This window comes from Escherichia sp. MOD1-EC5950 (assembly GCF_002965345.1).
Classification (GTDB): domain Bacteria; phylum Pseudomonadota; class Gammaproteobacteria; order Enterobacterales; family Enterobacteriaceae; genus Escherichia; species Escherichia marmotae.
Genome location: NZ_PTSR01000004.1, coordinates 35756 through 51328 on the forward strand (window position 1 = coordinate 35756; position 15573 = coordinate 51328).

At 50.6% G+C, this 15573-nt stretch carries 20 protein-coding genes; 4 read left to right on the top strand and 16 right to left on the bottom strand.

Annotated features, from left to right (window positions below; genetic code table 11):
* Positions 1 to 193 precede the first annotated feature (193 nt).
* The 4 genes from dacD (at position 194) to BEA93_RS06880 (ending at position 3717) form a co-directional block, all read left to right on the top strand.
* Positions 194 to 1360, top strand: a complete 1167-nt coding sequence (dacD, locus tag BEA93_RS06865) for a serine-type D-Ala-D-Ala carboxypeptidase DacD (RefSeq protein ID WP_105224929.1) — start codon at positions 194 to 196, stop codon at positions 1358 to 1360.
* A 118-nt stretch (positions 1361 to 1478) separates the two neighbouring features.
* Positions 1479 to 1952 carry a DNA gyrase inhibitor SbmC gene (gene sbmC / locus BEA93_RS06870; RefSeq protein ID WP_001105399.1) on the top strand — a complete coding sequence of 158 codons (474 nt, stop codon included), beginning with the start codon at positions 1479 to 1481 and terminating at the stop codon, positions 1950 to 1952.
* A 208-nt stretch (positions 1953 to 2160) separates the two neighbouring features.
* Positions 2161 to 3219, top strand: coding sequence for an FUSC family protein (locus tag BEA93_RS06875; protein WP_001516604.1), 1059 nt, complete (start codon positions 2161 to 2163; stop codon positions 3217 to 3219).
* A gap of 168 nt (positions 3220 to 3387) precedes the next feature.
* A complete protein-coding gene (locus BEA93_RS06880) occupies positions 3388 to 3717 on the top strand; it encodes a DUF496 family protein (protein ID WP_000450409.1) in 330 nt (109 codons plus the stop codon).
* A gap of 108 nt (positions 3718 to 3825) precedes the next feature.
* Here the strand turns inward: BEA93_RS06880 and BEA93_RS06885 are convergent, their stop codons facing one another.
* Genes BEA93_RS06885 through BEA93_RS06960 form a run of 16 tightly spaced genes read right to left on the bottom strand, consistent with a single transcriptional unit; the run spans position 3826 to position 15571 of the window.
* A complete protein-coding gene (locus tag BEA93_RS06885; protein WP_085449036.1) occupies positions 3826 to 4269 on the bottom strand; it encodes a EutP/PduV family microcompartment system protein in 444 nt (147 codons plus the stop codon).
* Between the two features lie 4 nt (positions 4270 to 4273).
* On the bottom strand, positions 4274 to 4624 hold the full coding sequence (pduU, locus tag BEA93_RS06890; protein WP_000107121.1) for a propanediol utilization microcompartment protein PduU: 351 nt from the start codon (positions 4622 to 4624) through the stop codon (positions 4274 to 4276).
* The gene (gene pduT, locus BEA93_RS06895; protein WP_105224928.1) at positions 4624 to 5178 is read right to left on the bottom strand and encodes a propanediol utilization microcompartment protein PduT; all 555 of its coding nucleotides are present in this window, start codon (positions 5176 to 5178) and stop codon (positions 4624 to 4626) included. Before pduT ends, pduU begins: the two co-directional genes overlap by 1 nt.
* A gap of 2 nt (positions 5179 to 5180) precedes the next feature.
* Positions 5181 to 6524, bottom strand: a complete 1344-nt coding sequence (locus BEA93_RS06900) for a 4Fe-4S dicluster domain-containing protein (protein WP_001516600.1) — start codon at positions 6522 to 6524, stop codon at positions 5181 to 5183.
* Positions 6521 to 7633, bottom strand: a complete 1113-nt coding sequence (locus tag BEA93_RS06905) for a 1-propanol dehydrogenase PduQ (protein WP_105224927.1) — start codon at positions 7631 to 7633, stop codon at positions 6521 to 6523. Before BEA93_RS06905 ends, BEA93_RS06900 begins: the two co-directional genes overlap by 4 nt.
* Positions 7634 to 7643: 10 nt before the next feature.
* Positions 7644 to 9029 (bottom strand): CoA-acylating propionaldehyde dehydrogenase PduP, encoded by a 1386-nt coding sequence (gene pduP, locus BEA93_RS06910; protein ID WP_105224926.1) that lies wholly within the window; start codon positions 9027 to 9029, stop codon positions 7644 to 7646.
* Positions 9026 to 10033 (bottom strand): two-domain cob(I)yrinic acid a,c-diamide adenosyltransferase PduO, encoded by a 1008-nt coding sequence (gene pduO, locus BEA93_RS06915; RefSeq protein ID WP_105224925.1) that lies wholly within the window; start codon positions 10031 to 10033, stop codon positions 9026 to 9028. The genes pduP and pduO overlap by 4 nt, the downstream gene beginning before the upstream one ends.
* A gap of 11 nt (positions 10034 to 10044) precedes the next feature.
* Positions 10045 to 10320 carry a EutN/CcmL family microcompartment protein gene (locus tag BEA93_RS06920; RefSeq protein ID WP_000549830.1) on the bottom strand — a complete coding sequence of 92 codons (276 nt, stop codon included), beginning with the start codon at positions 10318 to 10320 and terminating at the stop codon, positions 10045 to 10047.
* Between the two features lie 3 nt (positions 10321 to 10323).
* Positions 10324 to 10815, bottom strand: coding sequence for a microcompartment protein PduM (pduM, locus tag BEA93_RS06925; RefSeq protein WP_001067061.1), 492 nt, complete (start codon positions 10813 to 10815; stop codon positions 10324 to 10326).
* Positions 10812 to 11444, bottom strand: a complete 633-nt coding sequence (locus tag BEA93_RS06930; protein WP_000361033.1) for a phosphate propanoyltransferase — start codon at positions 11442 to 11444, stop codon at positions 10812 to 10814. The genes pduM and BEA93_RS06930 overlap by 4 nt, the downstream gene beginning before the upstream one ends.
* Positions 11445 to 11446: 2 nt before the next feature.
* The gene (locus BEA93_RS06935; RefSeq protein ID WP_105224924.1) at positions 11447 to 11869 is read right to left on the bottom strand and encodes a BMC domain-containing protein; all 423 of its coding nucleotides are present in this window, start codon (positions 11867 to 11869) and stop codon (positions 11447 to 11449) included.
* A 23-nt stretch (positions 11870 to 11892) separates the two neighbouring features.
* A complete protein-coding gene (gene pduJ / locus BEA93_RS06940; RefSeq protein ID WP_001057752.1) occupies positions 11893 to 12168 on the bottom strand; it encodes a propanediol utilization microcompartment protein PduJ in 276 nt (91 codons plus the stop codon).
* Positions 12169 to 12187: 19 nt separating this feature from the next.
* On the bottom strand, positions 12188 to 12538 hold the full coding sequence (locus BEA93_RS06945) for a glycerol dehydratase reactivase beta/small subunit family protein (protein WP_000444065.1): 351 nt from the start codon (positions 12536 to 12538) through the stop codon (positions 12188 to 12190).
* The gene (locus BEA93_RS06950; protein ID WP_001268904.1) at positions 12528 to 14360 is read right to left on the bottom strand and encodes a diol dehydratase reactivase subunit alpha; all 1833 of its coding nucleotides are present in this window, start codon (positions 14358 to 14360) and stop codon (positions 12528 to 12530) included. Before BEA93_RS06950 ends, BEA93_RS06945 begins: the two co-directional genes overlap by 11 nt.
* A gap of 9 nt (positions 14361 to 14369) precedes the next feature.
* Positions 14370 to 14888, bottom strand: a complete 519-nt coding sequence (pduE, locus tag BEA93_RS06955; RefSeq protein WP_001090590.1) for a propanediol dehydratase small subunit PduE — start codon at positions 14886 to 14888, stop codon at positions 14370 to 14372.
* 14 nt (positions 14889 to 14902) lie between these two features.
* Positions 14903 to 15571 (bottom strand): propanediol/glycerol family dehydratase medium subunit, encoded by a 669-nt coding sequence (locus tag BEA93_RS06960; protein WP_000405038.1) that lies wholly within the window; start codon positions 15569 to 15571, stop codon positions 14903 to 14905.
* Positions 15572 to 15573 lie beyond the last annotated feature (2 nt).

A 15573-nucleotide genomic window follows, 5' to 3' on the forward strand; every position in this document is an offset into this window, starting at 1 on the left:
ATTTCTGCTGTATGCCAGAGTACCAAATATCACAACGCTAATCAGCTTTAGAGCGACAATTTGGCAGCGTGTGGAAACAGATAATGTCAGATTAAAATGAGATAAATGTCACATTTTCTTGCACTTTATTCCAGCCAGTTCATCAGGATTTCCGTAAAAAGAACAGCTATTTGAAACTCCTGAGGATTTGCTGTTGAAACGCCGTCTTGTTATTGCTGCTTCTTTGTTCGTTTTTAATTTATCGTCTGCTTTTGCAGCAGAAAATATTCCTTTTTCACCCCAGCCTCCAGAAATTCATGCGGGGTCATGGGTATTGATGGATTACACAACCGGACAGATCCTCACGGCGGGTAATGAGCATCAACAACGTAATCCTGCCAGCCTGACTAAGCTGATGACTGGCTATGTCGTTGATCGTGCTATCGATAGTCATCGCATTACACCAGACGATATTGTCACTGTGGGGCGTGATGCGTGGGCAAAAGATAACCCGGTATTTGTCGGTTCTTCACTGATGTTTTTGAAAGAGGGGGATCGCGTATCGGTACGTGATTTAAGCCGTGGATTAATTGTCGACTCTGGCAATGATGCTTGTGTTGCGCTGGCTGATTATATTGCTGGTGGGCAACGGCAGTTTGTTGAAATGATGAACAATTACGCCGAGAAGTTGCATCTAAAGGATACGCATTTTGAAACGGTACATGGTCTGGATGCGCCGGGTCAGCATAGTTCAGCCTACGATTTAGCCGTACTTTCGCGCGCCATCATTCATGGTGAACCTGAGTTTTATCATATGTACAGTGAGAAAAGCCTCACCTGGAACGGCATCACCCAGCAAAACCGTAACGGCTTATTATGGGATAAAACCATGAATGTCGATGGCCTGAAAACCGGACATACTTCCGGGGCCGGGTTTAATCTCATTGCTTCGGCTGTGGATGGTCAGCGTCGACTCATTGCGGTGGTGATGGGGGCTGAAAGCGCAAAAGGTCGTGAAGAAGAGGCGAGAAAGCTACTGCGTTGGGGACAACAGAACTTTACTACGGTGCAAATTTTACATCGTGGGAAAAAGATTGGCACAGAACGCATCTGGTATGGCGATAAAGAAAAGATTGCGCTTGGAACCGAACAAGAGTTCTGGATGGTGCTGCCAAAAGCGGAGATTCCGAATATCAAAGCAAAATACACCCTTAATGATAAAGAACTGACCGCGCCAATTAATGCCCATCAGCAGGTTGGGGAAATTGAACTTTACGATCGGGATAAACAGGTGGCGCACTGGCCGCTGGTCACCCTGGAATCCGTCAGTGAAGGCGGCATGTTTTCCCGGTTGAGCGATTATTTCTACCATAAGGCCTGACCTTTCTTTTGCAGCAGACTGGCAGGAGTGCGAGTCTGCTCGCATAATCAACACTCATTCCTTGTGGTTTTTATATTGCAAATGTACTGTACATAAAACCAGTATTAATGGGGGCATCATGAACTACGAGATTAAACAGGAAGATAAACGTACCGTTGCAGGTTTCCATCTCGTTGGCCCGTGGGAACAGACGGTAAAGCAAGGTTTTGAGCAGTTGATGATGTGGGTAGACGACAAAAATATCGTGCCAAAGGAGTGGGTAGCGGTCTATTACGATAATCCAGACGAAACACCCGCCGAAAAGTTACGTTGTGACACCGTCGTCTCGGTGGCAGATGACTTCACTCTCCCCGAAAACAGTGAGGGCGTCATCCTGACGGAAATTTCTGGAGGTCAGTATGCGGTGGCGGTTGCACGCGTAGTGGGTGATGACTTTGCTAAACCCTGGTATCAGTTCTTTAATACTCTCTTGCAGGACAGCGCTTACGAAATGTTGCCAAAGCCCTGCTTTGAGGTTTATCTGAACAATGGTGCGGAAGAGGGGTATTGGGATATCGAAATGTATGTTGCGGTGCAGCCTAAACAGCGCTGATAAGTGGCACTGGATCAGAGGATAACCCGATTGCTACGCTGTTTTTCGTTATGTAAAAGAGTAAGATTCGTCTGCAGTTTTCTGACAACCAAACCGGGAACGTCTGCTATTCCCGGTTTGCCGGACAGATTTGTTACATAGCGTTATCGTTCCCGGACTGCCAGATTGCATTATGACCGTTTTTTCTCTTATTCCACGGAGTGCCCGCGTGCGTGCCGATAAGTCCTTAAGCCCGTTTGAAATTCGAGTGTACCGCCATTACCGCATTGTGCATGGTACGCGAGTTGCGCTGGCGTTCTTGCTCACCTTTCTCATCATTCGCTTGTTTACCATCCCGGAAAGCACCTGGCCGCTGGTCACTATGGTGGTGATCATGGGGCCAATTTCGTTCTGGGGCAACGTTGTCCCTCGCGCCTTTGAACGTATTGGCGGTACTGTGTTGGGTTCGATATTAGGTCTTATCGCTCTGCAACTGGAGTTAATCTCTTTACCGTTGATGTTAGTCTGGTGTGCTGCAGCCATGTTCCTTTGCGGTTGGCTGGCGCTGGGTAAGAAGCCATATCAAGGTTTATTGATTGGTGTGACGCTGGCAATTGTTGTTGGCTCGCCAACCGGTGAAATTGATACCGCATTATGGCGAAGCGGCGATGTGATCCTCGGCTCTTTACTGGCAATGTTGTTTACCGGCATCTGGCCGCAACGTGCTTTTATCCACTGGCGCATTCAACTGGCGAAAAGTCTCACTGAATATAATCGCGTCTATCAGTCAGCGTTCTCACCGAACTTACTCGAACGTCCACGTCTGGAAAAACATCTGCAAAAACTCCTGACCGATGCCGTGAAAATGCGTGGGCTGATTGCGCCCGCCAGCAAAGAAACCCGTATCCCAAAATCGATATATGAAGGGATCCAGACAATTAACCGTAATCTGGTTTGTATGCTGGAACTGCAAATCAATGCTTACTGGGCCACGCGCCCCAGCCATTTCGTGTTATTGAACGCGCAAAAACTGCGCGATACACAGCACATGATGCAGCAAATCGTGTTGAGCCTTGTTCATGCCCTGTACGAAGGTAATCCGCAGCCGGTTTTTGCTAATACGGAAAAATTGAACGATGCTGTGGAAGAGCTGCGTCAGTTGCTCGATAACCACCATGATCTCAAGGTCGTTGAGACCCCGATTTATGGCTATGTGTGGCTTAACATGGAAACGGCGCATCAACTGGAGTTGTTGTCAAATCTGATTTGCCGGGCCTTGCGCAAATAATTCCCGATCTTCAGAATCATCTTGCTGCTTCGATTCAGCAAAGATAAAGGGTATGATAGTGAAAAGGGATAAAAGCATTGTCATCTGCGGCAGCTATGAGTAATGTTGGCCCTAACGAATAGCGGCTGCTTAAACGAATCCGACTCTCACATTATCAGGGGTATAAAAATGGAAACTACCAAGCCTTCATTCCAGGACGTACTGGAATTTGTTCGCCTGTTCCGTCGTAAGAACAAACTGCAACGTGAAATCCAGGACGTTGAGAAAAAGATCCGTGACAACCAGAAACGCGTTCTGCTGCTGGACAACCTGAGCGATTACATCAAACCGGGTATGAGCGTCGAAGCAATTCAGGGCATCATCGCCAGCATGAAAGGCGACTATGAAGATCGCGTTGATGATTACATCATCAAAAATGCTGAGCTTTCCAAAGAACGCCGCGATATCTCCAAAAAGCTGAAAGCTATGGGTGAAATGAAAAACGGCGAAGCGAAGTAATTTCTGCTTTATTCAATGAGGGTTGCCCGGCAACCCTCATTGTTCATGATTCCTTTCTCTGTGTCACAAGTCATCATTCCCATCTGATAACATATTGAAATGTCGAAATTAACGACAACCTTCTTCTGTATGTAACAAGGTAAAAAGTTCTGCAACCCCGATGTTATTTATCGCGCTGGTTACTAATACGTTGCGTGCCCCAGCTTCCCGTAACCAGCATTTCACCAAAGATATTTGTTCTACGCTGGCTAAATCCGCTTTGGTTACTACCCCAATGACCGGGCGATTCATCGATGTAGTAAAGCCTGGCGAAAAAGGGGACCACGGTGCGTTCGCATTAAGTACCAGTGCGATAATGTCCGCTTCGCAGGCACAGACCAGCAGTGCGCTGTAAAGGCTGCGGTTTTCGAGGTATTCCCCGGGTGTGTCAATGGTGGCCGGTGACCAGACGATTGCCTGCGTCTTCTGATACTGAATATTCTCTCCGCGCAGGCATTGTGTGAGTGACGTTTTTCCGCACTGACTGGGACCGATGAGCATCATCCGTTGCATAGTGTCAGGTCCGTGTAATGGAACAGGCGGTAAAGTGCATCATTTCGCCCAGCGTGCGTGTAACCTGGCTAAGTGCATATTCGATAGCAGAAACATCGCCAGTCAGAACTACCGCGCCGGTAAAACGATCAAGAAAACCAATCTCTACAGCGCCTGATTTTGTGGCGATATCACACGCGATGATAGATGCTTCACTGGGGGTAATCGTCAGAATGCCAATGGCAGAAACGGTGTCTGGTAAACCTAATTTCTTAAACAGATCCTTTCCGGGATTCGCAATCACATGCGCCAGTGTGACCTGTTTACCGGGAACATATTCCTGAATCATCCGTTCAGTCGTGTGTTGAGTTGACATTATCCCTCCACCATCTGACGCCACATGGCTTCATGCGGACGGGCAATCACCGAACGATAGACCAACAAACCTTTTTCCCCCGCGCGCTCGCTGGCGACAGAGACCGCGTTATTAACATCAGAAATATCGCCTGCCACTACCATGTAGCATTTACCGCCAATACCGAAGGCCATATGCACCCGCACGAGCGTGACGTTTGCCGCTTTCACTGCACAATCGGCAGCGTCAATGCAGGCTGCTACACTCCAGGTTTCTACTACACCGACAGCCCGTCGCTGGTCAACATGGTTCAGACCGCTGATTGCAGACAGGATAGTGGGATGAATATTAGGAAGAACCAGACTGTCGACCAGCATTTCACCAGCAAGGGACGTGCCATTATCGATGGCCTGTTGCACCGCACCGACATCGCCACCGAGCATCAGCAGAAATTTACCGGGGCATAGCGTTTTGCTGACCAGTAACTCAACGTTGGCGCTTTTCAGCATGGCATCGCCGGTTTCCATCCCTTTCGCGATACTGCTAAGTTCTAAAATACCTACCGCTTTTGACATGGTTAACCTCTCACAACCGTAATCGCGTTTTCTGTCACATCACTGATCGTGCCATCAATACTGGCATGAATGGGGGCACCTAATGTGCCGTGTGGAATTTGGCCTACACATTGCCCACGAACGACACGATCGCCTTTTTGGACACACGCAATTGCGCTGGCTCCGATGTGCTGGCGTAACAATAGCGTCACTTTTTCGGGCTGTGGCACGTGTTCAGACCATGGCGCATCCTGATACCACGGTGCTAAGCCCAGTCTGGTTACCAGCCGTTTTACGGGAATCAGTCGATAATTTGCCATGACATCCGCAGGGTTTAAGGTGCCTTCGTAGCGGAGATTTTTAGCGCGTAATTCCTGCTTAAGCAGGCGATTTATGCGCATTGGTGAAATACCTACCGGGCAGGCGACGCTGGCACAGACGTTGCACTCCGAACAGGTGAGTGCTGTCAGTAACAGTTGCGGTGTAGCGAGCTGTTGGTAGTTAACCGCACGTACTAACAAATGTGGTGACAGTTCGTGACCGATTAAATGACGTGGACAGAGATCGGTACATAAGCGGCATTGTTCACAAACGGTTTTCGCGACGGCAAGTACGTTGCGATCATCCTGCATTCGACGTTGGATCAGTGAATGAGAGTTGGGTAAGACCAGCAAGCCGCCGGTGGTTTTGCTGACTGGCGTATCGAGCGATGGGATCAAACTCCCCATCATCGGCCCGCCATTGATAAAACCGGGATTATCTACCGTAGCGCCTCCCGCCAGCGCCAGTACCTCGCGTAAAGACATTCCGATGGGAACGGTCACTGTTACTGGTTTAGCAACTGCACCATTAACGGTTAACGTGCGGCGCGTTACCGGATACTGTTGCTCAACGGCTCTGGCAATATTCAGCACGGTCTGGACGTTATTCACCACCACGCCGACGCTAACGGGCAACGCGGCGGGTGGAACGCGACGACCTGTTGCCATCCAGATGGTCAGCACCTCATCCCCAGCGGGATAAACGTCGGGCAAAATATGCAGGCGGATATCCGTTGGAAGTAATGGTGTAAGTGCTTTTATTGCGGGTTGATACTTCTCTTTCAGCGCGATGATTCCGCTAGCAGCCCCGGTGGCTTTCATCGCATAGTGAACACCGCGCAGCAGGCGGCTGGCTTGTTGTGCCATTAACTGCTGGTCCACTTTCAACATTGGTTCGCATTCCGCGGCATTTACCAGGAAAGTGTCAACACACGCCTGCAGCTTGATATGTGTTGGAAAGCCTGCGCCGCCAGCACCCACAACCCCGGCTGCCTGAACTCGCTCACGGATCGTCTGACTGTCACAGGACGTTAACTCGACGTTCATAACAACTCCTCAAGCAGTTCCTCAATAGCGGAGGCATCAGCCGCTCGTGGGTTGGTACGCAATGTTGCATCCGCCAGCGCTGCCTGAACCATATCTGGAAGACGTGCTGACCATTCTGCTTTTTTTTCTTTCAGTGCATTAGCGAGAGTCGGTATTGCACAGGCTTTTTTAAGCTGTTCAATATGTTGAATGAGTGCATTCAGGCTGGCGGTGTCATTGGCGTTATCAGGGCATAAATGACACGTTTTTGCCAGCCGGACGTAGCGTTTGGCGGCGCGCGGATCGCCAGCATTAAAGCGGATAACCGCCGTGAGCAGGAGAGCATTCGCCAGGCCGTGTGGCAGATGAAACTGCCCGCCGAGTTGATGGGCAATTGCATGATTTAACCCAAGCCCAGCCTGGCTAAAGGCCATTCCGGCAAGCGTCGAGGCATTATGCATTTTGCCGCGAGTAGCAAGACAATTGCCTTTATTCACTGCTGTAGGCAGGTAGTGAAAAACAATTTGCACGGCTTTTTCGACCAGAGCATCCGAGAAATCACTGGCGCGTGGAGAAACATAGGCTTCTAGCGCATGGGTTAAAACATCCATTCCGGTATTGGCAGTTATCGCGGGAGGCACGCTGACGACCAGCGAGGGATCGAGGACTGCAATATCCGGATAAAGTGCATTATCGAAAAGGGGATATTTAATCCCTTTCTCTGGATCGCTGATGACACAGGCGCTGGTCACTTCTGAGCCGGTGCCGCTGGTGGTGGGAATGGCTACGCAGGTGTCAATCTCAATAGCACACTGGCGACTAAACCAGACAATCGCTTTTGCGGCGTCCAGCGCAGAGCCGCCGCCAAAACCGATAACCACATCCGGGCGTAAAGTCTGCATTTGTGCAATGCCTTTTACCACGGTCTGGATAGTTGGGTCGGGTGTTATTTCGCTAAAAATACTGAGGCGGTTGCTGTCAGGCAGCGCCTGGCGCAACGTGTCAATCAGTGGTGAGCGTGCCAGAAAGGCGTCGCAAATAATCCAGATGTGCTTATTGGTGAAACGGCTAAGCACTTTAAGACTTCCAGGTCCGCTGTATAAACGCGTCTGCAGTGAAAAAGTATTCATTTCCGTTTCTCTAGCGAATGGAAAAACCAGTGGTCAACACGCAGCGTCGTGAGCGGGCAAAAGTCCGTGCTGACGTTGTCCCCTCTCCGGTCGGTGTAGCAATGGTGAAGGTCGTAAATCCTTCACCGCCGACGCCAATGCCTGCCCAGGAGGGGCCGTTTTTGACAAAGATGGAGGTTTGCATAACGCGCGCGGCAAGGTTGAGCCGAGAGACATTCTGCGAGTGCATAATTGCCGTGTGGTGCAAGCTGTCTTCCACTTTCAGCGCCAGGGTGAGGGCGCTATCAAAATCATTAACTTTTACAATGGGTAACATTGGCATCAGTTGTTCGCAGGTAACCCAGCTATCATCGGCGTCGACAATAGCAATTAGTAATCGAGGGGCTTTCTGCGGTAAAGGAATTCCCGCTGCTTCCAGCATGGCTGAAGGACTTTTACCCACCAGCTTTTTGTTGGCAACATTGCCAGGAAGGCAAATAGCACGCAATTGGTCAGTTTGTTCCCGGTTAAGAAGAAAAGCGCCAAAACTTTGCATCTGTTGGATTAGGTAATCTGCTACTGATTCAACGACTATCAGGCTTTTTTCAGCGATACACGGCAGGTTGTAATCGAATGAAGCGCCGTTGATGATGTCTTCGGCGGCTTTCACAATATCCGCCGTTTCATCGACGATGCAGGGCGGGTTACCCGCACCGGCACCAATCACTTTCTTGCCACTTTTCATCCCCATCGCGACGATACCTGGACCGCCAGTAATTGCCAGAACGACGATTTTAGGGTGCGTCATCATCTGTTCGGTGGCGGCAAAGGTTGGTTCAGACACGGTAACGATAAGGTTATGAATGCCACTACAGCGAAACGCGATGTCTTCGATTATGGCGATCAGTTTCAGCGATACGTTTTTGGCTCCCGGGTGAGGACTGAAATAGACACTATTGCCTGCAGCCAACATGCTGATGCTGTTGTTAATGATGGTTTCCGTTGGATTGGTACTTGGCGTGACTGAGCCAATAACCCCAAACGGAGAGTATTCAAATAAAACCATGCCACCATCACCGGTTAGCGCAGTGGTGGTTAAGTCTTCAATTCCAGGTGTGTTATCGAGAGCCGCTTTGTTTTTTAGATACTTATCTTCTTTATTTCCCATCCCCGTTTCGATAGCGCTCTCTTCTGCCAGTTCGGTAAGGCGGGGGGATAATTCTTCGCGAATGGCGTTGATAATGGCACTGCGGGTTTTAAGTGGGCACTGTTGAAAGCACAAAAAGGCCTGGTGTGCAGCGCAGACGGCGTCATCGACAGTCTGGAAAATACCATTTCTTTGCGTTTGTGACGCAGTGGGCATCATTTGTTCGCGCAGGATATTGCGGATAATCGTTTCTAATTCAGTGGTATTCATAGGTTTGCTCCTGCGTTAATTGCTGCCATTGCGGTTTGTGCAATATCCATGTCTTGTTCAACGCTACCGCCGCTGATACCAAGCCCTCCAAGCAATATTCCGTCACGCCAGAGGGGGAAACCGCCACCAAAAGTGACAACTTTGCCTTGCATATGGCTTTCGAGTCCGTAAAGCGGCGCTCCGGGTTGCACGGTGTCAGCAAGCTTGTGTGTCGCCGTTTTCATCGCCACGGCGGTCCAGGCTTTTTTCGGTGCCAGTTCACTGCTAACCAGCAGCGCATCAGGTATCCGCCAGGTAACGCTTTCCGTACCGTTGGCATCAACGATGCTAATGACTACGGGAATATGCAGTTCATCTGCGCGCATTGCCGCGCTACGAATGAGCTGATGAAGATCCTGAAAAGTGAGCGGCATCGTGCGTTCCTTCAATGCTGGAGTGTGGTTAGCTTCGTGATAACGTTTTGTTATTTCCTGAATCATCAGGTTCTGATGAGCAACATTGTCTTCCACGCGGGCGAGGGCATACAGGCAATCGGAAAGCCGGTTGATGTAGTGCAGTAAAACATGGCGAACGGTGGCTTCCGTTGTCAGTTCAACCAGACGTCTTTCGGCCCTGCGAGCCACTGTGCGGGCGAAATGCATGCGGCTTGCGGCTTCACAACGACCAGGTAGAATGAAGCTGCGAACTGGAGGAACCGCGTTCATTGCACTGTCGATCGCTTTTTCCAGCGCGGCGATTTCTTCCGTACTGATGTAACGTTGCTGCGCTGATGGCTGTTCGCTTTCACTGGCGAGCTCGGCACTAAACCAGAATATCTGTTGCTGAATGGCTTCCAGTAAGATGCGATGACTTTCGATGGTGGTGGCGCAATAACACAGACTGAGTGTCGCGTTCAGTTCATCCAGCGTGCCATAGGCTTCGACACGTAGATGAGTTTTGCTGACACGTTGCCCGGTAAATAGGGACGTATTTCCTGAATCGCCTGTTCTGGTATAAATCGCCATCTTTCAACTCCTTAGCGCGAAAGCGTATCGACAATGCCAACCACTGCCAGGTCGATGGCTTCGTTAGGTCCGGAAAACACATGTCTGGCGCTGGAACCGCTGCTGAGGAGTACCAACTCACCGACGCCAGCACCGACTGAATCAACGGCAACTTCGTCACCGGTTAATGGCGTGAGAGGCAGTTCACCGTCAGCGCTGACCCGGCGAACCAACAGCAGTTTTTTCCCGACCAGAGAAGGTGATTTTTGCGTGGATACCACCGCGCCAGTGACTCGAGCCAGATGCATGGGTTACTCCTGCCTGATTAACTGAATGTTTCGGGTAATTGCCGCTTCACGCGCAAGAGCGGTCACACAACATTTCCGTTGCAGCACCAGTATTCCCGTGCATAACTGCGCTATGTCGACATAACTTAAAAGTCGACCACGATGAAGGTAGACCGGTTGCCCTTGTTCGTCGCACCAGGTTAACGGTAGACGGGCGAGTGACTTTAATTTGATGGCGTTCAGAAAATGATGCTGCAACGACAATTGAATGTGCATTCCCCAGGCTAACGCCTCGTGAATGTGGATTGCTGCACGATCTGACGTTTCGTTTTCCGCGAGTTGTCGCAACAACGGCAGATCGACGTATTGAATTTGTAACGATGCATACTGATGAACTATCTCGTGAACGCTGGCTTCTCGCAGTTGCGAAACAGTTAGCGCGAGTGTTTTTCCCGCACGCTGTTTCAGGCGAAAAATCACTTCGTCAACAATGTGTTGCATCAGCACGTTATTCATGGCACCGACACCAGCGTGGCAAAAACGTCAGGGTTATCAGCGCCTGCGGCGTTGGCTTCGTCGGTATCAATATGCATTTCAAGACGCATATCCGGTGAGACGCGAACGGCAACGTTATCGAATATCAGTCGTCGCTCATCCCCTTCAATGGCGACCGCCACCTTATCACCATGTGTAACGCCATAAATCAGGGCATCAAGCGGAGACATATGAATATGCCGTTGCGCGACAATAACGCCAGAAGCGATTTCCAGCTCTGCAAAAGGGCTTATCAGACGAATTCCCGGTGTGTCGCTGAGATCGCCAGACATGCGTAGCGGAGCGGCGATCCCTAACGTTCTGGCGTCAGTCCGGGAAATCTCCACCTGACTTGAGTTACGTAATGGCCCCAACAAGCGAACGTTGTGTAATTTACCTTTTGGTCCCACCAGCGTAACAACCTGTTCAGCAGCGAACTGACCAGGTTGTAATAACGACTTTTTCTCGCTGATCGGTTGTTCAGGAAAAAGGCGCACATAATCCGCCGTTGAAAGATGAATGTGACGACTGGAGACGCCCAGAGGGATAGGGCGCTCGCGCATCTCATCCAGGACCAGGCTAACAGCCTCCTGCAAGGTTTGTTTATCCATTACTACACCCCTCGCTTATCGGAATGCAGGCAAAGTGAACGGGGTTCACCTTTTTGCCGTTGGCACGCCGGGTCAAGACACAAATTACAACTGATAATTTCTGCGGCGACTGTTGTTGCAGGTGTTTCGCTTGCTTCGACTGTCACATTCAATGCTTCTGTTGTGCGGGGCAGTATTCCTTCTCCAGGGCGGGCAATCACTTTGTGCGCGACAAGACCATTTCGCTGTCTGGCGAAACTGACGCCTGTTGCGATCGCTGCATTAATCGAGGCGACGTCACCGATAATTTTGATGAGCGTCCAGCCCGAACCATTGGTCTTCTCAAGGCCAACCAGCGTGATGGACGCGGCCTTAGCCATAGCGTCCGCGCAACTGATGGCGAGTGCCAGACCACTGACTTCAAGTAATCCCAGTGATTGCTTCACGCTGTGCTCCTTAGCGAATGGGGTTATGCAGATTTAGGTAAAATGGCCTCAACATCGCTGTGCGGTCGTGGAATGACATGGCAGGATTTCACTTCACCAACGGCGCTTGCTGCTGCGCTCCCCGCATCAACGGCGGCTTTTACTGCGCCGACATCGCCGCGGACCATCACCGTAATCAGACCCGAACCAATCTTTTCATAGCCAACCAGTTGCACGTTGGCGGATTTAACCATGGCATCCGCGGCTTCAATTGCGCCAACTAACCCTTTTGTTTCAACCAGTCCTAGTGCGTTATTCATACAGCATTTCTCCTGTGGATTATGGGTGGTATTCCCTGAAGGGAATGCCTTTGACCAGGCGGGCGGCGTTATTGCCGATACTACGCCGGGCATAGTTATCTTGTTGATACATCAGCGTAAACAACGGTGCTGATGCCGGTAAATTTTTGTAATGTACAATCAGTTTTTCCCGGTCGCAGGCTATGCCAACCAACAGGGGGGACTGACGAGCGGCCTGCCAGGCGCTATCGATCACCTCACCTGACGGGATTTGTTGAATGCTAAAGGGGATCCCCTCTTCTTCAATACCGAAAAGCACCTCATCCCATGCGTTGGTGTAAGCACCGATTACCATGACGACAATGGCGGGGGCTCGTCCTTTACTTTCCATAAGCCGACTCCTTGCGCCAGGCGATAAGTAGCCCGGTAGCTACCGCATTGCGCGGTCCTTCGTTGCCACGGATATTCCCCCGCCCGGCGACCAGTCGATAATGCGCCAACGCATCGGTGACTAACTGTGGTACTTCAAAATCCAGCGAAGAGCCGCCCACCAGCACGACGAATGGAATGTTGCGAATATTTCCACCTGGGCTTACCTGACGTAACGCACGCAGAGCGTTTGTTACGAAGACGCGCTCTTTCGCACTGCGACGAACGGCACGCACTTTTTCCAGTGTTAAATCGCCGGGAATCGGCACCAGCTCGTCGGGTTTCACCACACAAACGCGGGCAAAGACATGAGGGGATAGCGGAGTAGGGAAGAACTGAACGCTGCCGTCTTCATGGCGTAAATGGAACAGGCTTTCTACTTTTGCCAACGGGTACTTTTTGATTTCTTCAGCCAGATAACGATCATTTAAGCCCAGTTCACGGGCGATAATCATCGTCACCATGTCGCCAGCTCCTGCAAGGTGAGTGGCAATCATTTCCCCTTTCTGATTGATGATGGAGGCATCGGTAGAACCGGCGCCTAAGTCCAGAATTGCCAGAGGGCGCGTTGTCCCCGGGGTAGTTAATGCTCCCTGAATTGCGGCTTCTGCTTCTGCGCCTCCGACCTGAACATCAATATGCAGTTTTTGCTTAATTTCACTGGCGATCATCGCCATTTGCAGGCGGTCTGATTTCACCATTGAGGCGATACCCACTGCCTGTTCCAGTGAAAATTCTCCAGCCAGACCACCGGTTACGCTGACCGGAACAGACGTATCTATCGCCAGCAAATCCTGAATAAAAATTTCGTGGCTGGGTTTATTGGTCAGCACCGCCATGGTCTGGCGAACATGTTCCAGCATTCCGCCGATGTTGGTGCCCGGTTCGCCCGTCACGTTCTCCAGTTTTGGGCACTCACCGACCGCTTTCATAATGGCGTCGGCACCTGCGGCAACATCGACCCGCATTGTGCGCCCGGCAGAAAGCAGCTCAATGTTTCCGGCGGGTATCGAACGAGCTTTAACGTCACCAGACGGTGTTTTCACTACTACTGCTGAACGGTTGCCGATAAGCGCTCGTGCCACAGGAACAATGTTTTGAGTCTCTTCAGCATTGAGGGCAAAAACAGTGGCAATCCCATACGGGTTAGACAGGGTTTCGATAACTTTCCCGGGAACGGCAACTTCAATCGCGGCCAGCATACCGAGTGGAATACGCTCGATATAGAGGACTTCATCAACAATGGGTAAAGGGATTTCCAGTCGGTTACTGACCAGCACACCATCATCGCGTTGCAGAATTACGCCAGTCAGTTGATATCCGGCACGCACGGAGGCGTTTATCATGGTCGCGATATCGGCAAAATCAAATGCCGATGACACGACCAGGATGTATGGTGCTTCCGCCGGGCGTGTTAACAACTCTTGCGGAGTGATGGTGAGTCCCACTCCCAGACCTACTCCGCCTGGCGTTTTCGGGTTGTGGCCGATCATGGTTGATTCGGTGATGATGGTTTCCGTAATGGTTTCCATCGCTACATCCCCAATGACCGGAGTTGCTTCGTTGATACGAATAAGCGAAATATCGCTGACAGTGATACCGACTTTTTTCGTTGCCTGTGCGAGCGCCTCCTGAATACCATGTACGTTACGCAACGTACCTTTGATTCCGGTGGTTTCTGCCAGAGCGCTGCTCACGAACGACAATTCTCCAGACGCACTGAGCGTTGCCAGCGCAACCTCTGTCGATGAATTGCCGATATCAATGCCTGCTATATAGCGCATAGTTCGTCCTTAATCGTCGCCTTTCAGTTTTTTACGCTCGACATAGAGTTCTGCGGCTTCACGGACAAATGCAGCGCAAATTTGGGCTTGATAACGCTGTTCAAGATCGTCGGCAATGGCAATGAGTTCTTGCTTAGTCGAACGATAAGGGCGCAACGCATTGTAGATTTCAAGGATGCGATCATCCGGCACTGAGGTAAGTTCGGCAGCACGTTCAAAATTCACCGCCAGGCGATCACGACCAGCATCTCTGGCAATCTCGGCCTGAATACGCAATGTTTCAGGGGTTATGCGCATATCCTGGGCGGTAACTTTATCGCTGAGTACATTTTCCAGAGTGAAATCGTCGAGCGTTTTATTGGTTGCCGTTTTGACCCATTCTGGGTGTTTATTTGCCAGCGGGTAATCAGTCACTTTGGCGCTCAGTGTTGATGAGTGGGGGGCCGCAGAAACAGGAGTTGTATCCTGTAGACTATTCATACGGTTCAACACGTCCCTGACCATCGACTCAATTGCATCGGTATTCATGAAGGTTTCCTTTGTTAAAACGTCACGCGCAGTTCTTGCGGCTTTTTGCCAGTGACCACGTACCTGGTCTCTTTGATATGCAAAATGGCAGATTTGGCCTGGTATTTCGGCCGCGCCATCTGATCGTTGAGGGTCGGAACGGGTTGTGGAGACTCACGCTTCGCATAACGCGCGGCGTTTTTGCCAATCTGGCGATAGGTTTCCAGCGTCAACAATGGCGCTTGTGGGAACAGCTCCAGGTTAGACAGGGGAGGAAGCCCTTGCTGGTGGATAACTGTGGTGCCTTTCGACTGGATACCAATAGCAATGCCTGAACCACTAAGACGATCGCCTTCGACCGCTACGAATGCGACATCAGACGATTTAAAGCAGCGAATCACTCGGGCTTTAATGCCTTCTTCTTCGATACCGGCAATCACTTCGCGCAAAATGTTTTTATGCGGAATGCCGATAATATTGACGGTCTGCGCCAGGCCAAAAGCCGGGCCTACAGCAATAATGACTTCATCTTGCTGAACACCTTGTTGGGCTTCACCAATTTCGGTCAAAAATTTTCCGCCATCCGGCGCGGAAGTGGCAGTTGCGGCGACAGGTGCGCGAAATGAAACGGACTTGTCGCTGGTTTGCATTTCTGCCAGCACGTCTTCGATGATCTGACGAAGTAATTTCTCGTTAATTTCCATTT

Excerpts from the sequence above, each read along its gene's own strand:
- sbmC (WP_001105399.1), top strand. The coding sequence starts at position 1,479 with ATGAACTACGAGATTAAACAGGAAGATAAACGTACCGTTGCAGGTTTC.
- BEA93_RS06880 (WP_000450409.1), top strand. The coding sequence starts at position 3,388 with ATGGAAACTACCAAGCCTTCATTCCAGGACGTACTGGAATTTGTTCGC.
- BEA93_RS06885 (WP_085449036.1), bottom strand. The coding sequence starts at position 4,269 with ATGCAACGGATGATGCTCATCGGTCCCAGTCAGTGCGGAAAAACGTCA.
- pduU (WP_000107121.1), bottom strand. The coding sequence starts at position 4,624 with ATGTCAACTCAACACACGACTGAACGGATGATTCAGGAATATGTTCCC.
- pduT (WP_105224928.1), bottom strand. The coding sequence starts at position 5,178 with ATGTCAAAAGCGGTAGGTATTTTAGAACTTAGCAGTATCGCGAAAGGG.
- BEA93_RS06900 (WP_001516600.1), bottom strand. The coding sequence starts at position 6,524 with ATGAACGTCGAGTTAACGTCCTGTGACAGTCAGACGATCCGTGAGCGA.
- BEA93_RS06905 (WP_105224927.1), bottom strand. The coding sequence starts at position 7,633 with ATGAATACTTTTTCACTGCAGACGCGTTTATACAGCGGACCTGGAAGT.
- pduP (WP_105224926.1), bottom strand. The coding sequence starts at position 9,029 with ATGAATACCACTGAATTAGAAACGATTATCCGCAATATCCTGCGCGAA.
- pduO (WP_105224925.1), bottom strand. The coding sequence starts at position 10,033 with ATGGCGATTTATACCAGAACAGGCGATTCAGGAAATACGTCCCTATTT.
- BEA93_RS06920 (WP_000549830.1), bottom strand. The coding sequence starts at position 10,320 with ATGCATCTGGCTCGAGTCACTGGCGCGGTGGTATCCACGCAAAAATCA.
- pduM (WP_001067061.1), bottom strand. The coding sequence starts at position 10,815 with ATGAATAACGTGCTGATGCAACACATTGTTGACGAAGTGATTTTTCGC.
- BEA93_RS06930 (WP_000361033.1), bottom strand. The coding sequence starts at position 11,444 with ATGGATAAACAAACCTTGCAGGAGGCTGTTAGCCTGGTCCTGGATGAG.
- pduJ (WP_001057752.1), bottom strand. The coding sequence starts at position 12,168 with ATGAATAACGCACTAGGACTGGTTGAAACAAAAGGGTTAGTTGGCGCA.
- BEA93_RS06945 (WP_000444065.1), bottom strand. The coding sequence starts at position 12,538 with ATGGAAAGTAAAGGACGAGCCCCCGCCATTGTCGTCATGGTAATCGGT.
- BEA93_RS06950 (WP_001268904.1), bottom strand. The coding sequence starts at position 14,360 with ATGCGCTATATAGCAGGCATTGATATCGGCAATTCATCGACAGAGGTT.
- pduE (WP_001090590.1), bottom strand. The coding sequence starts at position 14,888 with ATGAATACCGATGCAATTGAGTCGATGGTCAGGGACGTGTTGAACCGT.
- BEA93_RS06960 (WP_000405038.1), bottom strand. The coding sequence starts at position 15,571 with ATGGAAATTAACGAGAAATTACTTCGTCAGATCATCGAAGACGTGCTG.